The organism is Nonomuraea sp. NPDC050404 (genome assembly GCF_040655495.1).
GTDB lineage: Bacteria > Actinomycetota > Actinomycetes > Streptosporangiales > Streptosporangiaceae > Nonomuraea.
In genome coordinates this window covers 343,364-359,142 of the sequence record NZ_JBFAKB010000007.1, presented here as the reverse complement: position 1 = coordinate 359,142, position 15,779 = coordinate 343,364, and the positions used below count along the sequence as shown (strand labels likewise).

The window sequence follows — 15,779 nt, the reverse complement described above, 5'->3', positions numbered from 1 at the left end:
TTTAACGACCACCCTAGCAGTTTTCGTTAAAATTCGAACGACAGTACACTGAACCAGTGACGGACCCCCGATGGCTGGACGCGACGGAGATGGCCGCCTGGCGTGCCTTCGTCTCCGCCTCACATCTGCTGGAGCGGCGCATCGAGGAGCAGCTCAAAGCCGCCGCCGGCCTGACGCACCCCCAGTACGAGATCCTGGTGCGGCTCTCCGACGCGCCGGAGCACCAGATGCGCATGACCGAGCTGGCCAGGGGCGTCGTGGTGTCGAAGAGCGCGCTGACGTACCAGATCACCCAGCTGGAGAAGGCCGGTCTGGTGGAGCGGGCGACCTGCCCGTCCGACGACCGAGGCGTCCTGGCGGTGCTCACGGAGGCCGGGCTGCGCTGCCTGGAGAAGGTTTCCCCCGGCCATCTGGAGGTCGTGCGCGCCTATCTCATCGACCGGCTCAGCCGCGAGGAGTTGCGGACGATGACGAGCGCCATGCGCAAGACGGAGGAGGCTTTACGTGCTTCCGCGTGACCACCGGAGGCCGCGTGCCTAACCCTTCGACGAGGCGGCGCGCGCGGCGCGCTCGATCTCGACCCTGGCGCTGGCGGCGTACTTGTCGACGTACTCCTGCTCCGACAGCTCCATCAGCGCGTACATGATCTCGTCGGTCACCGCGCGCAGCACCAGCCGGTCGTCCTCCATGCCGTAGTAGCGGGAGAAGTCGAGCGGCTTGCCGAACCGCACGCCCGGCTTGATGCCCAGCTTGGGCAGGGGCCGCCCGGGCGGCATCATCTCGTACGTGTTGATCATCGCCCACGGGATGACCGGCACCCTGGACTCCAGCGCCAGCCTGGCCACACCGGTCTTGCCCTTGTAGAGCCGGCCGTCGGGTGAGCGGGTGCCCTCGGGGTAGATTCCCAGGATGTTGCCCTCGCGCAGGATGCGCAGCCCGGTGCGCAGCGCGGCCTCGCTGGCCTTGCCGCCGGAACGGTCGATCGGCACGGTGCCGACCCCGCTGAAGAACAGCCGGGTGAAGAAGCCCTTGATGCCGCGACCCGTGAAGTAGTCGGCCTTGCCGAGCGAGATGACCTTGCGCCTGATCTGCAGCGGGCCGAAGAAGTGATCGGCGAAGGACAGGTGATTGCCCGCCAGGATCGCGGGACCCTGCTTGGGCACGTTTTCCGCGCCCTCGGTCCACGGCCTGAAGACGAGGTGGAGGATCGGCCCCAAGATGGCCTTGACCACCCAGTAGAACACCCTGGCACCTCTTCCTGCGCACTCGCCATCCGCGGCCGTTGTCAGCCGACGCCGTCAGCCGACGCTGTCAGCGGGCAGAGTCATCTTCCCATCTCGAAGGCCATGCTCCTACACCAGCTCTCGCACAAACACCCCGGAACATGCGACGATCGGGCCGTTCCGGCTGAAATTCCCGGAATGAAACGGCACAGAGGAGCTGTTATGCCGCTCATGCCAGGCGCGGAGCCCTACCACCACGAAGCGGGTCAGATCGGTGTGCTGCTCTGCCATGGGTTCACCGGCACGCCGCAGTCGCTGCGACCATGGGCCGAGTATCTGGCCGGTCACGGGGTCAGCGTCTCGCTGCCCCGCCAGCCCGGGCACGGGACCAGATGGCAGGAGATGAACAGGACTCGCTGGGAGGACTGGTACGCCGAGGTGGAGAAGGCGTTCTCGGACCTCCAGGGACGCTGCACCGAGATGTTCGTGGCGGGGTTGTCGCTGGGCGGCTGCCTGGCGCTACGGCTGGCCGAGGTGCACGGCGACGCCATCAGGGGTGTGATCACGGTCAACCCGTCGATCGCGAACGACGTGCCGCTGATGAGACTGGCTCCGCTGCTCAAGTGGTTCGTGCCGTCGGTGCCCGGAGTGGCCAACGACGTCAAGAAACCCGGCGTGACCGAGCTGGCCTACACCCGTACCCCGGTCAAGGCGGCGGCCTCGTTACCGTCACTGTGGTCTCTGGTGCAGGCTGACCTGCGGAAGGTGACCCAGCCGCTGCTGGTCTTCCACAGCACTCAGGACCATGTGGTGAAGCCGACGAGTGTCGCGATCCTTCGCCGGAGGGTCCCGCAGGCCACGATCGAGGAGCTTTCCAATAGCTACCATGTTGCGACGCTGGACAACGATGCCGACAGGATCTTTGCCGGGAGCCTCGACTTCATCCGGACACATGCCTCGGTACCCTTGCAGAGGGACTGATCGCACCCAGGGGGAAGTCGCGATCGTTGTGGAGAGGCCCATCTAGGTGACGCCCCAGAGTGACGAGGACGAGGTCTGGCGGCAGATCGTCGCGTCCTTCAACGACACGGCCGAGCGCGACTCGGCCGACCAGCCATGGCCGGACAGCGAGAACGTGCCCGCCGAGCCGGCCCGCCGGGTGGTGAAACCCTCCGAGGAGGAGGACCGCGAGGACGAGCCGTCCGGCCAGGACGACGACGAGCCGATGGGCGAGCGGGACGAGGAGGAGGACGAGGGCCACTACGAGCCCCCGCCGCCTCCCCCGCTGCCCAAGGTGGACCTGCCGACCAAGCTGGCGTGGGTGGCGCTGTTCGGCGGTCCCGCCTACCTGCTGGTCGCGGCGATGGCGAGCTGGCACATGGAGGGGTGGGCGCTGTTCACCGCGGTCGCGGCGTTCATCGGCGGGTTCGTGGCTCTGGTGGTGCGCATGGGCGACGGCCCGCCCAACGACTCAGGCTGGGACGACGGCGCCGTACTGTAAACGGCGCCATACTCCAGACGGCACCGCGCTCTGGAGGGTGCCGCGCTCTGCAGCTTCAGGACACTACGATTTCGAGGTCGTGGCCTTGGGGGCGAACGACTCCACCACGTCGGTGTAGCGGTCGGCGGTGTCGACCGCGTGCCCGACCGCCCAGACGCTGCCCTTGCCCGCGAGATAGGCCACGGCCTGCAGCCGTACGCTGTCGCGGCCCTGCTTGGCCTCGCCCCTGATGGTCTCGCACCTGCTCTTCTCACAGCGCACCATGAACGGCTCCGCCGCCCGCGCCGGGTCGTAGCCCGTCATCCAGTAGCGGCCCTTGCCGTCGCCGGTCACCCCGGAGAGCCTGGCCTCGGAGCCGGGCAGGCGCAACTCGCGCCAGCGTTTGCCGTTCCAGGTCAGCGCCAGCGGCTCGATGTCGCCGGGGCCGTGGTAGACGCCGCCCACCGCCAGCGCCCGCTTGGAGTTGTCGACCTGCACGTCACGCAGGTAACCGCCGGGGATGGAGGGCAGCGGCATGGACTTCCACGAGCCGCCGGAGGAGTGCACGATCAGCGGCCCCGTGCCGGTGTCGCCGACGGCGAACCCGCCCGCCACCGCGTACAGCGCGCCCTTCTCCTTGGTCTCGTGCACGGTCCAGTTGTTGCCCTGGCCGGTGAGGATCAGCCCGTTCTTCTCCCGGCTGCCGACCGCCACGACCTTGCCCGCCTTGGCGTCCACGCCGCCGAGCCAGTCTCCCGCGCGCAGGCCCTGCGGCCTGACCCGGTCGAACCCGCCGGTGTCGCCGTGGGCCAGGTACGGCAGCCCGTCGTGCCCGTCGCCGACCGCCCACACGTCGGACGTCGAGGCGGCGGCCAGCCCGCGCAGGTTGCCCGCGGCCGTGGCGTCGCGGATGCCGATCTCGGCCCACTTGCCGCCATCCCAGTGGCGGATGGTGCCGCGGTTCTTCCAGACGTCCCAGATCTCCTGCTGGCCCACCGCCCACACGTCGTTCGGTGAGATCGCGAGCACGTCGGACAGGGAACCGTCGGGCTGGAGGCGCACGCTGGTCGACTGCTGCCACGCCTCTACCGTGGCGGGGCGGGGATCGGCATGCGCGGCGGGCGTGACCTGTGTCCAGGCCACGGACGTCGCCAAGATCAAGGAGAGCGCACGCCGCTGAGAGCGACGGGTCATGAGGAAATGCTACGGGCTGGAGAGCCTGTCTTGCCCGCTAGTGCCCAACTCGCAACTCTGCGACAACGGGGAGATGGTCGCTGGCCCCGGTCAGATCGGCGATCGCGGCGTCCACTCCCCCGCAGGACACGATTCGTGTCCCGCGCGCGGCGAACACCCCGTCGATGCGCGCGGAGGGGCCTTTCGCGGGGAAGGTCAGCCCGTCCCCTTTGGGCGCCACCGCGTAGCAGTCGGCCAGCCGCCCGGCCAAATAGCGCCAGGCCGGCTGGTGTGCCCGCTCGTTGATGTCGCCGGCGAGCACGATCGTGGCGTCGTACCTGGCCGCCACGGCCTCCATGAGCGCCATGGCCTCGGCGGCGTGGTGCATCCTGGCCGCGTCCCTGAGGTCGAGGTGCAGCGAGCCGACGGCCAGCCGGGCCCCTCCTTCCGCCTGCACCACGGCGATGGCCAGGCCGCGCCGTTCCAGGCCGATGAAGGCCCGCAGCGCGTGGTGCTGCGCGTGCAGCACGCGCACGCGCCGCCCGGTGAGCACGGCCACCCCGCCGACCCTGCCGGGGGTGGCCACGGTCAGCCCCGCGGCGGCGGCCAGGGCCGCGCGCCTGGCCCGCCAGCGGCCGAACCTGGGCGCCTCCTGCACGCACCACACGTCGGCGCGGGCGGCGGCGATGACCCTGGTCAGCGCGGGCACGCTGTCGCGCAGCCCATGCAGGTTGTACGTCGCCACCCTGACCGTCACGTGCCGGCCCTCGACTCGTAGGTCGTCACGCGGCGGCTCTCATTTCACGGGCGGTGGTCACGGACCCGGGCTCTAGCGCTGCCTGGCGAGGTCGGCGGCGCCCACCAGCCCGGCGGAGGCGCCCAGCTCCGCCAGCTTGATCTCGGCCAGCGGGCGATGCCCCCGGCCGGTCAGCCGCTCGGCGAAGGTCTGCCTGGCCCGGTCGATGAACAGGTCGGCGGCGCGGGAGACGCCACCGCCGATGATGAAGCAGCCGGGGTCGAGGACGGCGGCCAGGTCGGCCATGCCCTGCGCGAGCCAGTCGGCCAGGCTGCGGAAGGCGGCCAGCGAGGCGTCGTCGCCCAGCCGCGCGGCCTCCGTGACCTCCTCGCCCTCGATCTTGCCGCCGGCCAGCCCGAGCAGCGTACGGGCCCGCTCGGGGCTCGCCTCGGCGATCTCCCTCGCGTCGGCGACGAGGGCCTGGCCGCTGGCGTACTTCTCCCAGCAGCCGATGTTGCCGCACCCGCACGGCCGCCCGCCCGGCAACACCTGCATGTGGCCGAACTCGGCGCCCATGCCCCAGCGTCCGCGGAAGAGCTCGCCGCCGAAGACCAGGCCGCCGCCGATGCCGGTGCCGAGCGTCACGCAGACCACGTGGGTCTGGCCCCTGCCCGCGCCGAACCGGGTCTCGGCCCAGGCCATGGCGTTGGCGTCGTTCTCCACCACGACCGGCAGGCCGACCAGGTCGCTGATCTTCTTCTGCAGCGGCTCCTCGCGCCAGGCGAGGTTGGGGGCGAAGCGTACGACGGAGCGGGTCTCGTCCACGAAGCCCGCCGCGCCGACGCCGACGGCCTCGATTGTCCGGCCCTCCGACAGCTCGCGTACGACGTCGGCCACCGTGTCGGCCACCACGTCAGGACGGTCGGCGGCGGTCGGCCTGAGCGTGTGCGCGACGATCCGGCCGTCGTCGTCGACCACGCCACCGGCCACCTTCGTCCCACCGATGTCGACACCGATCGTGAGCATGCCCCGTGTCCCCTTATCCGAGATCTATGTGTTCCACGTCGTCGCGGCGGTCGTCGGGGGCGCGGCGGTCGCGGTCGTCACGCGGCCTGCGCGGAGGTGCGGGCCTGCTCAGCGTGTCGAGCGCGCCACGGAACGCGGCGAACAGCTCACCGCCCGCGGCCATCAGGTGACCGGTCACGTCGGCGCCCGACTCGCGCTGCGCCGCGATCGCCCGGCAGACCGGGCAGGCGCGGCAGATGTACTCGTCGTGGGTGTCGGACACGGCCTCCTCCCACACGTCCCGCTCCCTGCGGCCACCGCCGGTGAAGGAGTTGAAGACGGTCCTGCCGACCTGGCGGGTGGCCCGCCCCTGGATCGAGTCCAGCAGCCTGCGCGCCTCGTCGGCCACGGTGCCGATGGGGTCGTTGCCGGCTCCCCTGCCCGTGTCCCTGCCCGTGTTGTTGTCGTTGCTCTCGCTCATCTGGCCCTCCCTGAGTATGGGTCGCTCATCCTTGTTCAACTCATTCGGAGGCGGATTCGCTCCCCGGGCCGAACGGTGGTGCGGACCCCGCCTCTCCCGGCGGGCCGTCAGCGGCGTGCCACCGCACGCGCAACACCCCGTCGCGGAGCTCCGCCCCGCTGATCCTCCTGCGGGCCAGAGCCGCGGGCAACGCCAGAATCCTGCGGTACGGCCCGGCGGTGACGATCAGCTCGTCGCCCTTGCGGGCCAGGTCCACCTCGCCCCGGTCGGCGCCGGGCAGGGCCAGCGTCACCTCGTCGGCGCTCATCCGCAGCGGCGGCTCGACCGCGTGCGGGGCGAACGGGTCGGACTCGCCGTACATCGCCGAGCCCAGCCCGGCCAGCGCGTCCCTGCCGACGGGCTCGGCCGGCAGGTAGGGGACGACGTGGATGGGCAGCGGCGCGAACGACTGCTCCGCCTCGGACAGCAGCCGCGACTGCGCCGCCACCCACTGGGCGCGCCACTCGTCGGCGCCCCCGTCGGGGAAGACCCGGTTGGCTATGACGGCGTCGACGCGGTAGCCGTACAGGCTGAGTGAGGTCAGGGTGCGCCTGGCCTCGGCGAGCACCACGGACTCGGGGGTGAGCACGAGCCGCACGGAGGCGTGGTCGCCGGTGAGCAGTTCGCGCACCTCCATGAGGCCGCGGTGGAAACGCTCGCCCGCGTTCATGACGGCCTCGCCGGGGGCGCTCACGCCGGCCACGCCGCGCACGAACGGCGAGACCAGCCGCATGATCTTGCGGCCGACCGGCATGAGGCGGGTGACGTGCCAGTCGAGCGCCTCGGGCAGGGCCAGCAGGCGCAGCGTCTCGGCGGTGGGCGCGCAGTCCACCACAATCACGTCCCAGCGGCCCTCGCGGGCGTGCTCGCGCAGCTCCAGCAGGGCGATGACCTCTTCCGCGCCGGGCAGTACGGTGATCTCCTCGGAGGTGATCTCGTCGAGGCCCAGCTCGACCAGTACGCCCCTGGCGTAGTCCTGCAGCTCGCCCCAGTGGCGCTCCAGCGTCTTCTGCGTGTCGACCTGGTGCAGGTGCAGCCCGGGGGCGATCTCGCCGGGGACCTCCCCGAGCGCGTCCGACAACGAGTGGGCCGTGTCGGTGGAGACGATGAGCGTCTTGAGGCCCCGGGCGGCGGCGAGCGTGGCGGTCGCGGCGGCGGCCGTGGTCTTGCCGACGCCGCCCTTGCCGGTGAAGAGCAGGACCCGCGGACTCAACTCAGCGGCCTTCGACGCGCTTCTTGAGGCCCTTCAGGGCGGTGTCCACGATCACTTTCTCCGCCTTGCGCTTGATCAGGCCGATCATGGGCACGCTGAGGTCGACCGTCAGCTCGTACGTCACCTCGGTGCCACTGCCCACGTCGGCGAGGCGGTAACTTCCGCGCAGCTCGGAGACCATCTTTCCCGGCTCGGCCACTTGCCAGCTCAGGAGGTCGTCACCCTGCCAGGCGTAGGCGAGGGTGTAGGTGTCGCTGATCGGGCCGGCGTCCAGGACGAAGCGCACCGTGTGCGGCCTGCCGTCCGCGTCGGTGCTGAGGACCTCGGCGCTTTTGACCTGCCCTGCCCATTGCGGGTAGGAGGGGAAGTCCGCGATGACCGCCATCACGTCGGCCCGGCCGGCGGCGATGGTGGCGGTCGAAGTGGTGCGATCAGACATGCGACCACCGTAGTGCACAAATCGCTCCTGCGGCGGTCCCCTCAACGGGGCCCGCCGCAATGCACAAATCGCAACTGCGGGAGGTCACCATTCAAGGACGTACGGAACGCCTTTCCCCCGGAAGTGGCCCACGTTCACGCATTCGGTACGCCCGATGCGAACGCGCCCGTGCAGCGGGTTGTGCACGTGACCGAACAGGGCATAACGCGGCTGCGTACGCCGGATCGCCTCCAGCGTGGCCTCGCTGCCGCGCTCGAACCGCCGGGCCACCACGTCGTAGAGCAGTTCGGGCACCGCCGGAGGGATGTGGCAGCACAACACGTCCACCTCGCCGACCGCCTCGACCTTGGCGGCGTACTCCTCGTCGCTGATCTCGTGCGGGGTGCGGTACTGGGTCTTCAGCCCGCCGCCCACGAACCCGAACCGCAGGCCGCCGATCTCCGCCACCTGCCCGTCGAGCACCTGGTGGCCGGGCCGCAGGTAGTCGGCCCACAGGCGCGGCAGATCCACGTTGCCGTAGGTGAGGTAGGCCGGGGACGGCATGGCGGCGAAGAGGGCGGCGTACTGGGCGCGCACGTTGCGTTCGATGTGCTCGCGCGGGTCGCCGTCGAGCGTGGCCCACAGCCGCGCGGACATGGCCCTGGCCTCGTCGAACCGCTTGGCCGTGCGCAGCGCGATGAACTCCTCGGCGTTCCGCGCGCCGAACAGGTCGGCGAAGATGCCCTGGGCGTGGTCGTCGTAGTCGACGAACAGGATCAGGTCGCCCAGGCAGATCAGCGCGTCCGCCCCGTCACCCGCCCTGGCCAGCGCATCGGCTCTGCCGTGGACGTCGCTGACGACATGGACCCTCATGGGAGAGATCCTAGGCGGCCCGCGTGGCTGTCCGAGGGGGCCGTTCGAGGGCGCCGGTGGACGATCGGCGGCTGCTAGCGTGAACAGTGCCCTTCATAACGCCTCAATGACGGAGCTACCGGCCCGTAACCTTAGACGGTAGCGTCCAGGCGTTCCCCGAAGAGGAGTTGAGTTCGTGCGCGAGTACAGCGTCCCCGTACTGGTCGATGTGCCTGCCTCCGCGGGCCTGGCCGACACGGTCTTCCGGCGCGCCGAGCAGGAGCCTCACGTGATCGTGATGCGCCGCAAGGTCGACGGCGGGTGGCCGCTCGTCACCGCGTCCGAGTTCCGTGACCAGGTGGTCGAGGTGGCCAGGGGGCTGATCGCGGCGGGGGTCGGGCACGGCGACAAGGTCGCGCTGATGTCGCGTACGCGCTACGAGTGGACGCTGATCGACTACGCCATCTGGTCCGTCGGCGCGGTGACCGTACCCATCTATGAGACCTCATCGGCCGAGCAGGTCAGGTGGATCCTGCACGACAGCGAGGCCAAGGCGATCTTCGTCGAGCTGGACGGGCACGAGGAGGTCGTCAAGGAGGCGGCTCCCGAGCTGGGGCATGTCTGGCGGGTGGACGGCACGCTGGAGACCGGGCAGGTCACCGCCGCCGAGGTGGACGAGCGCAGGAAGCTCGTCACCTCCTCCGACCTGGCCACGATCGTCTACACCTCGGGCACCACGGGCCGTCCCAAGGGCTGCCGGATCACCCACGACAACCTGCTGTTCACCGCGCTCAACGTGCTGCGGGGGCCGCTGGAGCCGCTCTTCGCCCGCAAGGACCCGGCCGCGCTGCTGTTCCTGCCGCTGGCGCACATCTTCGCGCGGATGATCCAGGTGGTGCTGTTCGAGGCGGGCGCGATCATCGCGCACACCCCGAACATGAAGAACGTCGCCCCCGACCTGCAGGACTTCAAGCCGACGTTCCTGCTGGGCGTGCCGCGCGTGTTCGAGAAGGTCTACAACAGCGCCGAGCAGAAGGCCATCGCGGGCGGCAAGGGCAAGATCTTCGCCAGTGCGGTGGACGTGGCGGTGGCCTGGAGCAAGGCCGAGAGCGCGGGCGGCGCCCCGCTCGGGCTGCGGCTGCGCCGGGCCGTGTTCGACAAGCTGGTCTACTCCAAGCTGCGCGCGGCCACCGGCGGCCGGCTCACGGCCGCGGTCTGCGGCGGCTCCGCGCTGGGCGACCGGCTCGGGCACTTCTTCCGTGGCGTCGGCATCGAGGTCTTCGAGGGCTACGGCCTGACCGAGACCTCCGCGCCGTGCTCGGTCAACATGCCGGGCGCCAACAAGATCGGCACGGTCGGCAAGCCGCTGCCCGGAGTCACGCTGCGCATCGGCGACGACGGGGAGATCCTGGCCAAGGGCAGGAACGTCTTCGAGGGCTACTGGAAGAACGACGACGCCATCGCCGACGTGATCGACGCGGACGGCTGGTTCCACACCGGCGACCTCGGCGAGCTGGACGCGGACGGCTACCTGCGGATCACCGGCCGCAAGAAGGAGATCCTGGTCACGGCGGCCGGCAAGAACGTGGCCCCCGGGCCGCTGGAGGACGCGCTGCGCGCCCACCCGCTGATCTCCCAGGCCATGGTGGTGGGCGACGGCCGGCCGTTCGTGGCTGCCCTGATCACCCTCGACCCCGAGGCCATGCCCGCCGGCTCCACGGTCGCGGGCCTGCGCTCGGATCCCAAGGTGCGGGAGGAGATCCAGGCGGCGGTGGACCGGGCGAACCTGGCGGTGTCGAAGGCCGAGCAGATCAAGAAGTTCGCGATCCTGGACGCGGACATCACCGAGGAGAGCGGGCACCTGACCCCCACCCTCAAGATCAAGCGCAGCCGGGTGATGAGCGACTTCGCCGCCCAGGTCGACGACCTCTACGGCGGACCGCGAAGCTGAGCCGCCCCGCTACTATCCCACCTCGTTGATCGGGCCGGGCCTGAGCAGATCATGGAAGCGGGCCGCGACCTGGTCCCACGCCCACTCGCGGGCGATCCAGTCGCGCCCGCCGGCGCCCAGCTTGCGCGCCTTGTCGGGGTCGGTCAGCAGTTCGACGATGGCCTGCGCCACCTCGCCCGTGTCCTGGCCGTTCACGACCAGGCCGGTCTCGCCGGGCCGCACCGCGTCGGGCGCGCCGCCGGAGGCGCCCGCCACCACCGGCAGCCCGGTCGCGGACGCCTCCAGGAACACGATCCCGAGCCCCTCCACGTCCACCCCCTTCAGCCTGGTACGGCACGGCATCGCGAACACGTCCGATGCCGCGTAGTAGCCGGGCAGGCTGGCCGCCGAGACCGTGCCGGTGAACCTGATCGACTCGTGCCCCGCCGCCAGCCGTTCCAACGTCCCCCGATACGGGCCGCCGCCCACCAGCAGCAGCACCGCGTCCGGCACCGATCGCAGCACCTCGGGCCAGGCCCTGATGAGCTGGTCCTGGCCCTTGCGCGGCACCAGCCGCGACACGCACAACACCACCGGCCGCCCGGGCACCCCCAGGTCCGCCTTGGCCGCCCCGGGGTGGAACTGGTCGACGTCCACGCCCGGCGCGAGCCGGACGAGCTTGCCCGCCGGGATGACGGCGGCCAGCCGCTCGCGCGTATACGCCCCGAGGTAGGTCACCACGTCGGCGTGCCCGCCGATCCTGCGCAGCACCGAGCGGAAGCCCGGCGCGCCCGCCCATGACGCCTCGTGGCCGTGGGTGAGCATCACCACCCGCCGCGCGCCCGCCCTGCGCAGGCGCGGGGCGAGCAGGCCCAGCGGCGCCGCCGCGCCGAACAGCACGGTCTCGGCGCGGTGCTCGGCCACCAGCCCGGCCGCCGTGCGCGCGACGGCCGGGGTGGGCAGCATGAGCCGCGTCGGATGCCGCACGACCCGGAACGGCTGACGCCGGTCGAACTCCGCGCAGCGCGGCCAGGCGGGGGCGTAGACCACCACGCCCGGCGTGCGCAGCGCGAGCCCGTGCACGAACGACTGGATGCCCCCCGGCCTGGGCGGGAAGTCGTTCGTGACGACCAGCACGTTGGTCACGGTTCGGGGACGCCGTTCAGCTTGGCCCATGAGCGGGCCATGGCGATGCGCTCGGGGCCGGAGGGATGGGAGGCATAGAGCACATATTCCACCGCATCCGGCGACAAGTCGGAAATATTAGTTATGGCCAGGCGTTTTTGCATGGCGATGAACATGGCCGGGTCCTGGGTGAGGTTGAGCGCGTGCACGTCGGCCCTGGCCTCAATGTGGCGGCTGATCGTGTTCTGGGCGGGGCCCATGAGCAGGGAGCCGAAGGTCATGAGGCCCATGACCACGCCCACCGCGCGCGGGTCGCCGATCGAGGTGAGGCCGGTGCGGCGGCGTACCGAGTTGAAGACCAGGAACAACGCGATCGCGCCGAAACCCGCGCCCAGGCCGCCGATGAGCGTGCCATACAGCACGTCGTCGTACTTGGCGTGGCCCAGCTCGTGCGCCACGACCAGCTCGACCTCCCGCTGCGGGGCCCGCAGCAGTGTGTCGTAGACGACGATGCGGCGCGTGGCGCCGAAGCCGGACACGTACGCGTTCAGCGCCGTCGTCCTGCGCGAGGCGTCGGCCACCAGCACGTCCTCGACCGGCACGCCGTCACGCCGCGCCATGTCCAGCAGGTTCGTACGCAGCTCGCCCTGCTCCATGGAGGTGAAGTCGTTGAACAGCGGCTCGAACACCACCGGATACACGAACGACGTCACCACCGTCAGCACGAACGCGCCCACCGCGGCCGGGATCCACCAGCGCCTGAACCTGCGGGCCAGCGCGACCAGGGCCAGCAGCATGACGCAGATCAGGAACACCTCCACGCCCAGGTTCTTCAGCCGGTCCCCGGCCCAGCCTCCCCAGTCCTGGATGGACAGGCCGTAGTCGCGCAGGATCGTCTCGAACCACATCCCGAGCGGCCACCTGATCAGCTCCACGGCCGCGGACACCACCGCGACGCCCAGAATCACCCGCAGCCACCAGGGCCCTTTCAGGCGGCCCAGGACCCTCGGGGCGATCGGGGTGGCGACCAGGAGGCCGGCGAAGATGATCGTGAGCGCGAGCGAGAGGTAGCTCGGCAGGGTGGTGGCCGCGTCGAACGCCTGCGCCTTGGCGATCTGGGCGGCGGTGAAGTCGCGTGCCGGGTCGGGCGGGGCGGCGGTCAGCGCCCGCCAGGGCGTGGTGAAGGCGGCCACGGCCACGATCACGAGGCCGAGCAGCACCAGCGCGATGGCCGCGGGCCGCATCGACCCGCCGGCGGGCGCCTCTGGATCGTTCCCTGTCACGGACATCCTCCCACGATGCCCCTGCCCGCCCCGCCCCGCACCACCCGCCGACTCACCCGGTCCGGCGCCCTCCGACCCCGCCGACTCACCCGGTCCGGCGCCCTCCGACCCCGCCGACTCACCCGGTCCGGCGCCCTCCGACCCCGCCGACTCACCCGGTGCGGCGCCCTCCGACCCCGCCGCCTTCCTGAAGAGCCCGCGCCCGCGCGGCGGAACGGCGTCCGCTGCGACCCGTCCACCGACTCCCACAGCGGTCTCACCGACGCCGGTGCCCGCTCCCCCGGCGATCACACCGCCGGAGCCCGCCCTCTCCTCAACGGTCGCACCACTGCCAGCGCCCGCTCCCCCGACGGCGGTCCCGCCCGCGTGGCCCGCTCCCTCGGTGGTACTGCCGCCCGCGTGGCCCGCGCCCACGGCGGCCATCGCACCGCCCTCCGCGCCGCCCTCGGCTAGCCCGTCCTCGTGGAGCCCGTCCTCGCGTAGCCCGTCTTCCCGTGGGCTGTCGTCCTCCCGTAGGCCGTCCTCGCTTGGCTCGTCGTCTCGTGTGCCGGCTTTGCGCGCCGCGTCGCCGGTGTCTCTGCGGTCGTCGGTGTCGCTCATGTGCCTCCCCTTCATACGAGCTGGTCTCGTACGTACGCGCGCCACCGCGCCGTCAGTGTGGCGACGGAGAGCCCCAGCGAGGCGAGCGCCCGATCGACGCCGGCCGCCTGGGCCTCACGGTAGAGCCACACCAGGGTCCCCTCACTGAACCGGTCAGCCAGGAAGCGACACGCCAGCCAGGCGGCCTGGTACGCCCGCGCCAGCCGGTCCGGGTCACGCCCATCCGCCGCGAAAGCCTCAGGTCCGGGCAAAGCACTCGGCAGCCGCCCGGCCCGCACCTCGGCGGCCAGTTCGGCGGCGGCCGTCTTCACGGGCAGCCCGGAGTCGCGGTAGCCCACGTAGTCGGCGAACCCCTCATACAGCCAGACCGGGAGGCGATCGGTACCGGCGGCGACATGGGTGAGCTCGTGGGTCAGGACCACGTCCCGGCCGGTGGGGTTGAGCGCGGCGAAGTACTCGGGCACGACGATCACCCGGCCTTCGTCGGCCACGGCCGCCAGCCCGTCCACCCCGGCCACTCCCGCCAGCCTGGCGGCCTCGCGCTTGGACTCCGGCACGACGACGAGCGGTCGTAGCGGGCGGCCGAGCACGCCCGAGACCCTCCGCCCCGCGCCGTCGGCCCGGCGAGCCAGTTCATCGAGCAGGCCGGGCGGGGCGGTGTCATGCCCGACGACGGTGGAGCGCCTGCCCCGGCTGACGACCGCGCGACCTGGCCACAGGTCACGCGCTTGCGGGGGAAGAATCGGCGAGCCGGAGAGCGCCCCGCCGCCGGCGGGGACGAACAGCAGCAGAGCCCCCACCACCGCTCGCCGCCTCACCCGACACCTCATCCATCCATTACGCGTTGCCGTGGTTTCCCACCCGCCGCACTTCGGCTGATGGCCCTCCAGGAAACGGCCGCTGAACCCTTCACCGGTGACCCGCCGTCACGCGAGCCCAAGTTACCCGGCCACCACGAGCTCAGTATCCGCCCGCCGGCCCCCAGGGCCGGGCTGCCGAGACCGCCGGAGTCGGGACGGCCAAGGGCTGCCAGGGCGGGGCGAGGGGCGAGCGGGCGTGGGGAGTTGGCGGGTTTGGTGGGGACATGCGAGAGCCCCGTCCGGATCCGGGAAATCCTCCGAGAATCCGGACGGGGCTTCTTCACATGCCGGGACGAACCGCTCCGACGAAGGACGACTTACGCCATCCGCCCAGCTTGTCGATGCGTACCCGTTCGCCTGTCCGAGGCGAGTGGATCATCTTGCCCTTGCCGACGTACATACCTACGTGACCAAGCCCGCTGAAGAACATCAGGTCACCAGGCTTGAGGTTCCGCCAGGCGATCTTGTTCCGGACTCGGGCGAACTGGCTGCTCGCCACACGCGGGAGTTTGACCCCGGCCTTCTTCCAGGCGAACTGGACGAGGCCGGAGCAGTCAAACGAACCAGGTCCCGTGCCTCCGTACCGATACGGGTCACCGATCTGGTTCTTGGCCGCGGCGACGGCCCTGAGGGCCTTCGCTTGCTGCCGAGCGACCTTGGCTGCCCGTCGATGGGCGGCCGTGACCTTCTTCGACGTCTTGACGGTGGTTTGCGCCGCGGTCGTCGAACCGGCCGAATCGCTCGTGGTCGCCGCCTGAGCCGTTGGGGCATGGAGGATGAGACCTCCGGCCGTCACGGACATCGTGAGTGCAACGCCACTCAGGGCAAGGCGGGACAGGCGGGGGTTCTGCAGGGGATTAGACAGGATTTCTCCTTGTGTCTTCCACGAACGCCTACCGGGTTAGCTGACGGATTCGGGCCTGGAAGTCGCCCTACGGCGCGATTGGCGCGCCGATTCACCCCTGATCCCTGGGGAAACGTGGGATCGCTGGGTCCCCGGTTCCGTGCCTCCTGGCTGCACGGATTCGGCAGGTCGCCGTCCCGATCGAAGGTCTTGCCGTGGGGATCGTCGGGTGCGACCGGCGGATTTTTATCTGTCTCACATCGGGAGGGACCGATGCCGGTTCGCGGCGACATGGCTTGTTCACCGCGACGACGCCAGAAGCTACGCCGAAAGGTCAAGGATCGGCAAAGGGTGCGTCAGGCTGTAAAGATCAGTCAGGGGGATGAGTCGGTATCGAAACCCCTGCTGGAACACCAGGTTCTGTTACCGAAATGTGACCCTGCTCACACTTGCCGGAGCAGCCGCTTGTCAGGTCCCATCCGTCCCTTAAGTCACATTTGTCACTGGATAAACGTGA

At 70.7% G+C, this 15,779-nt stretch carries 16 protein-coding genes and 1 riboswitch; of the genes, 4 read left to right on the top strand and 12 right to left on the bottom strand.

All coding sequences use genetic code 11. From position 1 onward, the window contains the following. Positions 1-56 precede the first annotated feature (56 nt). A complete protein-coding gene (locus AB0I81_RS21830; RefSeq protein ID WP_360659275.1) occupies positions 57-518 on the top strand; it encodes a MarR family transcriptional regulator in 462 nt (153 codons plus the stop codon). Between the two features lie 18 nt (positions 519-536). Here AB0I81_RS21830 and AB0I81_RS21825 read toward each other — a convergent pair whose 3' ends face one another. Beyond that, positions 537-1,244, bottom strand: a complete 708-nt coding sequence (locus AB0I81_RS21825) for a lysophospholipid acyltransferase family protein (RefSeq protein WP_360659273.1) — start codon at positions 1,242-1,244, stop codon at positions 537-539. A 201-nt stretch (positions 1,245-1,445) separates the two neighbouring features. Between AB0I81_RS21825 and AB0I81_RS21820 the strand changes: the two genes are divergently transcribed. Further along, complete coding sequence (locus tag AB0I81_RS21820; protein WP_360659271.1) at positions 1,446-2,204, top strand: alpha/beta fold hydrolase; 759 nt, start codon at positions 1,446-1,448, stop codon at positions 2,202-2,204. Between the two features lie 46 nt (positions 2,205-2,250). After that, positions 2,251-2,724 carry a hypothetical protein gene (locus tag AB0I81_RS21815; protein WP_360659269.1) on the top strand — a complete coding sequence of 158 codons (474 nt, stop codon included), beginning with the start codon at positions 2,251-2,253 and terminating at the stop codon, positions 2,722-2,724. Positions 2,725-2,787: 63 nt separating this feature from the next. Here the strand turns inward: AB0I81_RS21815 and AB0I81_RS21810 are convergent, their stop codons facing one another. From AB0I81_RS21810 to AB0I81_RS21780, 7 genes are all read right to left on the bottom strand, one after another. Next, a complete protein-coding gene (locus AB0I81_RS21810; RefSeq protein ID WP_360659267.1) occupies positions 2,788-3,897 on the bottom strand; it encodes a hypothetical protein in 1,110 nt (369 codons plus the stop codon). 37 nt (positions 3,898-3,934) lie between these two features. Then, on the bottom strand, positions 3,935-4,633 hold the full coding sequence (locus tag AB0I81_RS21805; RefSeq protein ID WP_360659265.1) for an endonuclease/exonuclease/phosphatase family protein: 699 nt from the start codon (positions 4,631-4,633) through the stop codon (positions 3,935-3,937). Positions 4,634-4,705: 72 nt separating this feature from the next. Further along, positions 4,706-5,638, bottom strand: coding sequence for an ROK family glucokinase (locus AB0I81_RS21800; RefSeq protein ID WP_360659263.1), 933 nt, complete (start codon positions 5,636-5,638; stop codon positions 4,706-4,708). 13 nt (positions 5,639-5,651) lie between these two features. Continuing rightward, complete coding sequence (locus tag AB0I81_RS21795; protein WP_360659261.1) at positions 5,652-6,098, bottom strand: DUF5304 family protein; 447 nt, start codon at positions 6,096-6,098, stop codon at positions 5,652-5,654. A 40-nt stretch (positions 6,099-6,138) separates the two neighbouring features. Continuing rightward, positions 6,139-7,350 (bottom strand): ArsA family ATPase, encoded by a 1,212-nt coding sequence (locus AB0I81_RS21790; RefSeq protein WP_360659259.1) that lies wholly within the window; start codon positions 7,348-7,350, stop codon positions 6,139-6,141. A 1-nt stretch (position 7,351) separates the two neighbouring features. Next, a complete protein-coding gene (locus AB0I81_RS21785) occupies positions 7,352-7,789 on the bottom strand; it encodes an SRPBCC family protein (RefSeq protein ID WP_360659257.1) in 438 nt (145 codons plus the stop codon). A gap of 84 nt (positions 7,790-7,873) precedes the next feature. Further along, positions 7,874-8,641 (bottom strand): metallophosphoesterase, encoded by a 768-nt coding sequence (locus AB0I81_RS21780; RefSeq protein ID WP_360659255.1) that lies wholly within the window; start codon positions 8,639-8,641, stop codon positions 7,874-7,876. Positions 8,642-8,816: 175 nt separating this feature from the next. Between AB0I81_RS21780 and AB0I81_RS21775 the strand changes: the two genes are divergently transcribed. After that, entirely contained in the window at positions 8,817-10,571 is a 1,755-nt protein-coding gene (locus tag AB0I81_RS21775) for an AMP-dependent synthetase/ligase (protein WP_360659253.1), read from the top strand. 12 nt (positions 10,572-10,583) lie between these two features. Here the strand turns inward: AB0I81_RS21775 and AB0I81_RS21770 are convergent, their stop codons facing one another. The 4 genes from AB0I81_RS21770 to AB0I81_RS21755 all read right to left on the bottom strand — a co-directional run bounded on the left by AB0I81_RS21770 (position 10,584) and on the right by AB0I81_RS21755 (position 15,220). Further along, positions 10,584-11,696, bottom strand: coding sequence for a glycosyltransferase family 4 protein (locus AB0I81_RS21770; protein ID WP_360659252.1), 1,113 nt, complete (start codon positions 11,694-11,696; stop codon positions 10,584-10,586). Further along, positions 11,693-13,558 (bottom strand): M48 family metalloprotease, encoded by a 1,866-nt coding sequence (locus AB0I81_RS21765; RefSeq protein WP_360659250.1) that lies wholly within the window; start codon positions 13,556-13,558, stop codon positions 11,693-11,695. The genes AB0I81_RS21770 and AB0I81_RS21765 overlap by 4 nt, the downstream gene beginning before the upstream one ends. Positions 13,559-13,569: 11 nt before the next feature. Further along, positions 13,570-14,376, bottom strand: a complete 807-nt coding sequence (locus AB0I81_RS21760; RefSeq protein WP_360659248.1) for a hypothetical protein — start codon at positions 14,374-14,376, stop codon at positions 13,570-13,572. 322 nt (positions 14,377-14,698) lie between these two features. After that, a complete protein-coding gene (locus AB0I81_RS21755; RefSeq protein WP_360659246.1) occupies positions 14,699-15,220 on the bottom strand; it encodes a C40 family peptidase in 522 nt (173 codons plus the stop codon). A gap of 73 nt (positions 15,221-15,293) precedes the next feature. Further along, positions 15,294-15,459, bottom strand: a riboswitch (cyclic di-AMP (ydaO/yuaA leader). Positions 15,460-15,779: the final 320 nt, after the last annotated feature.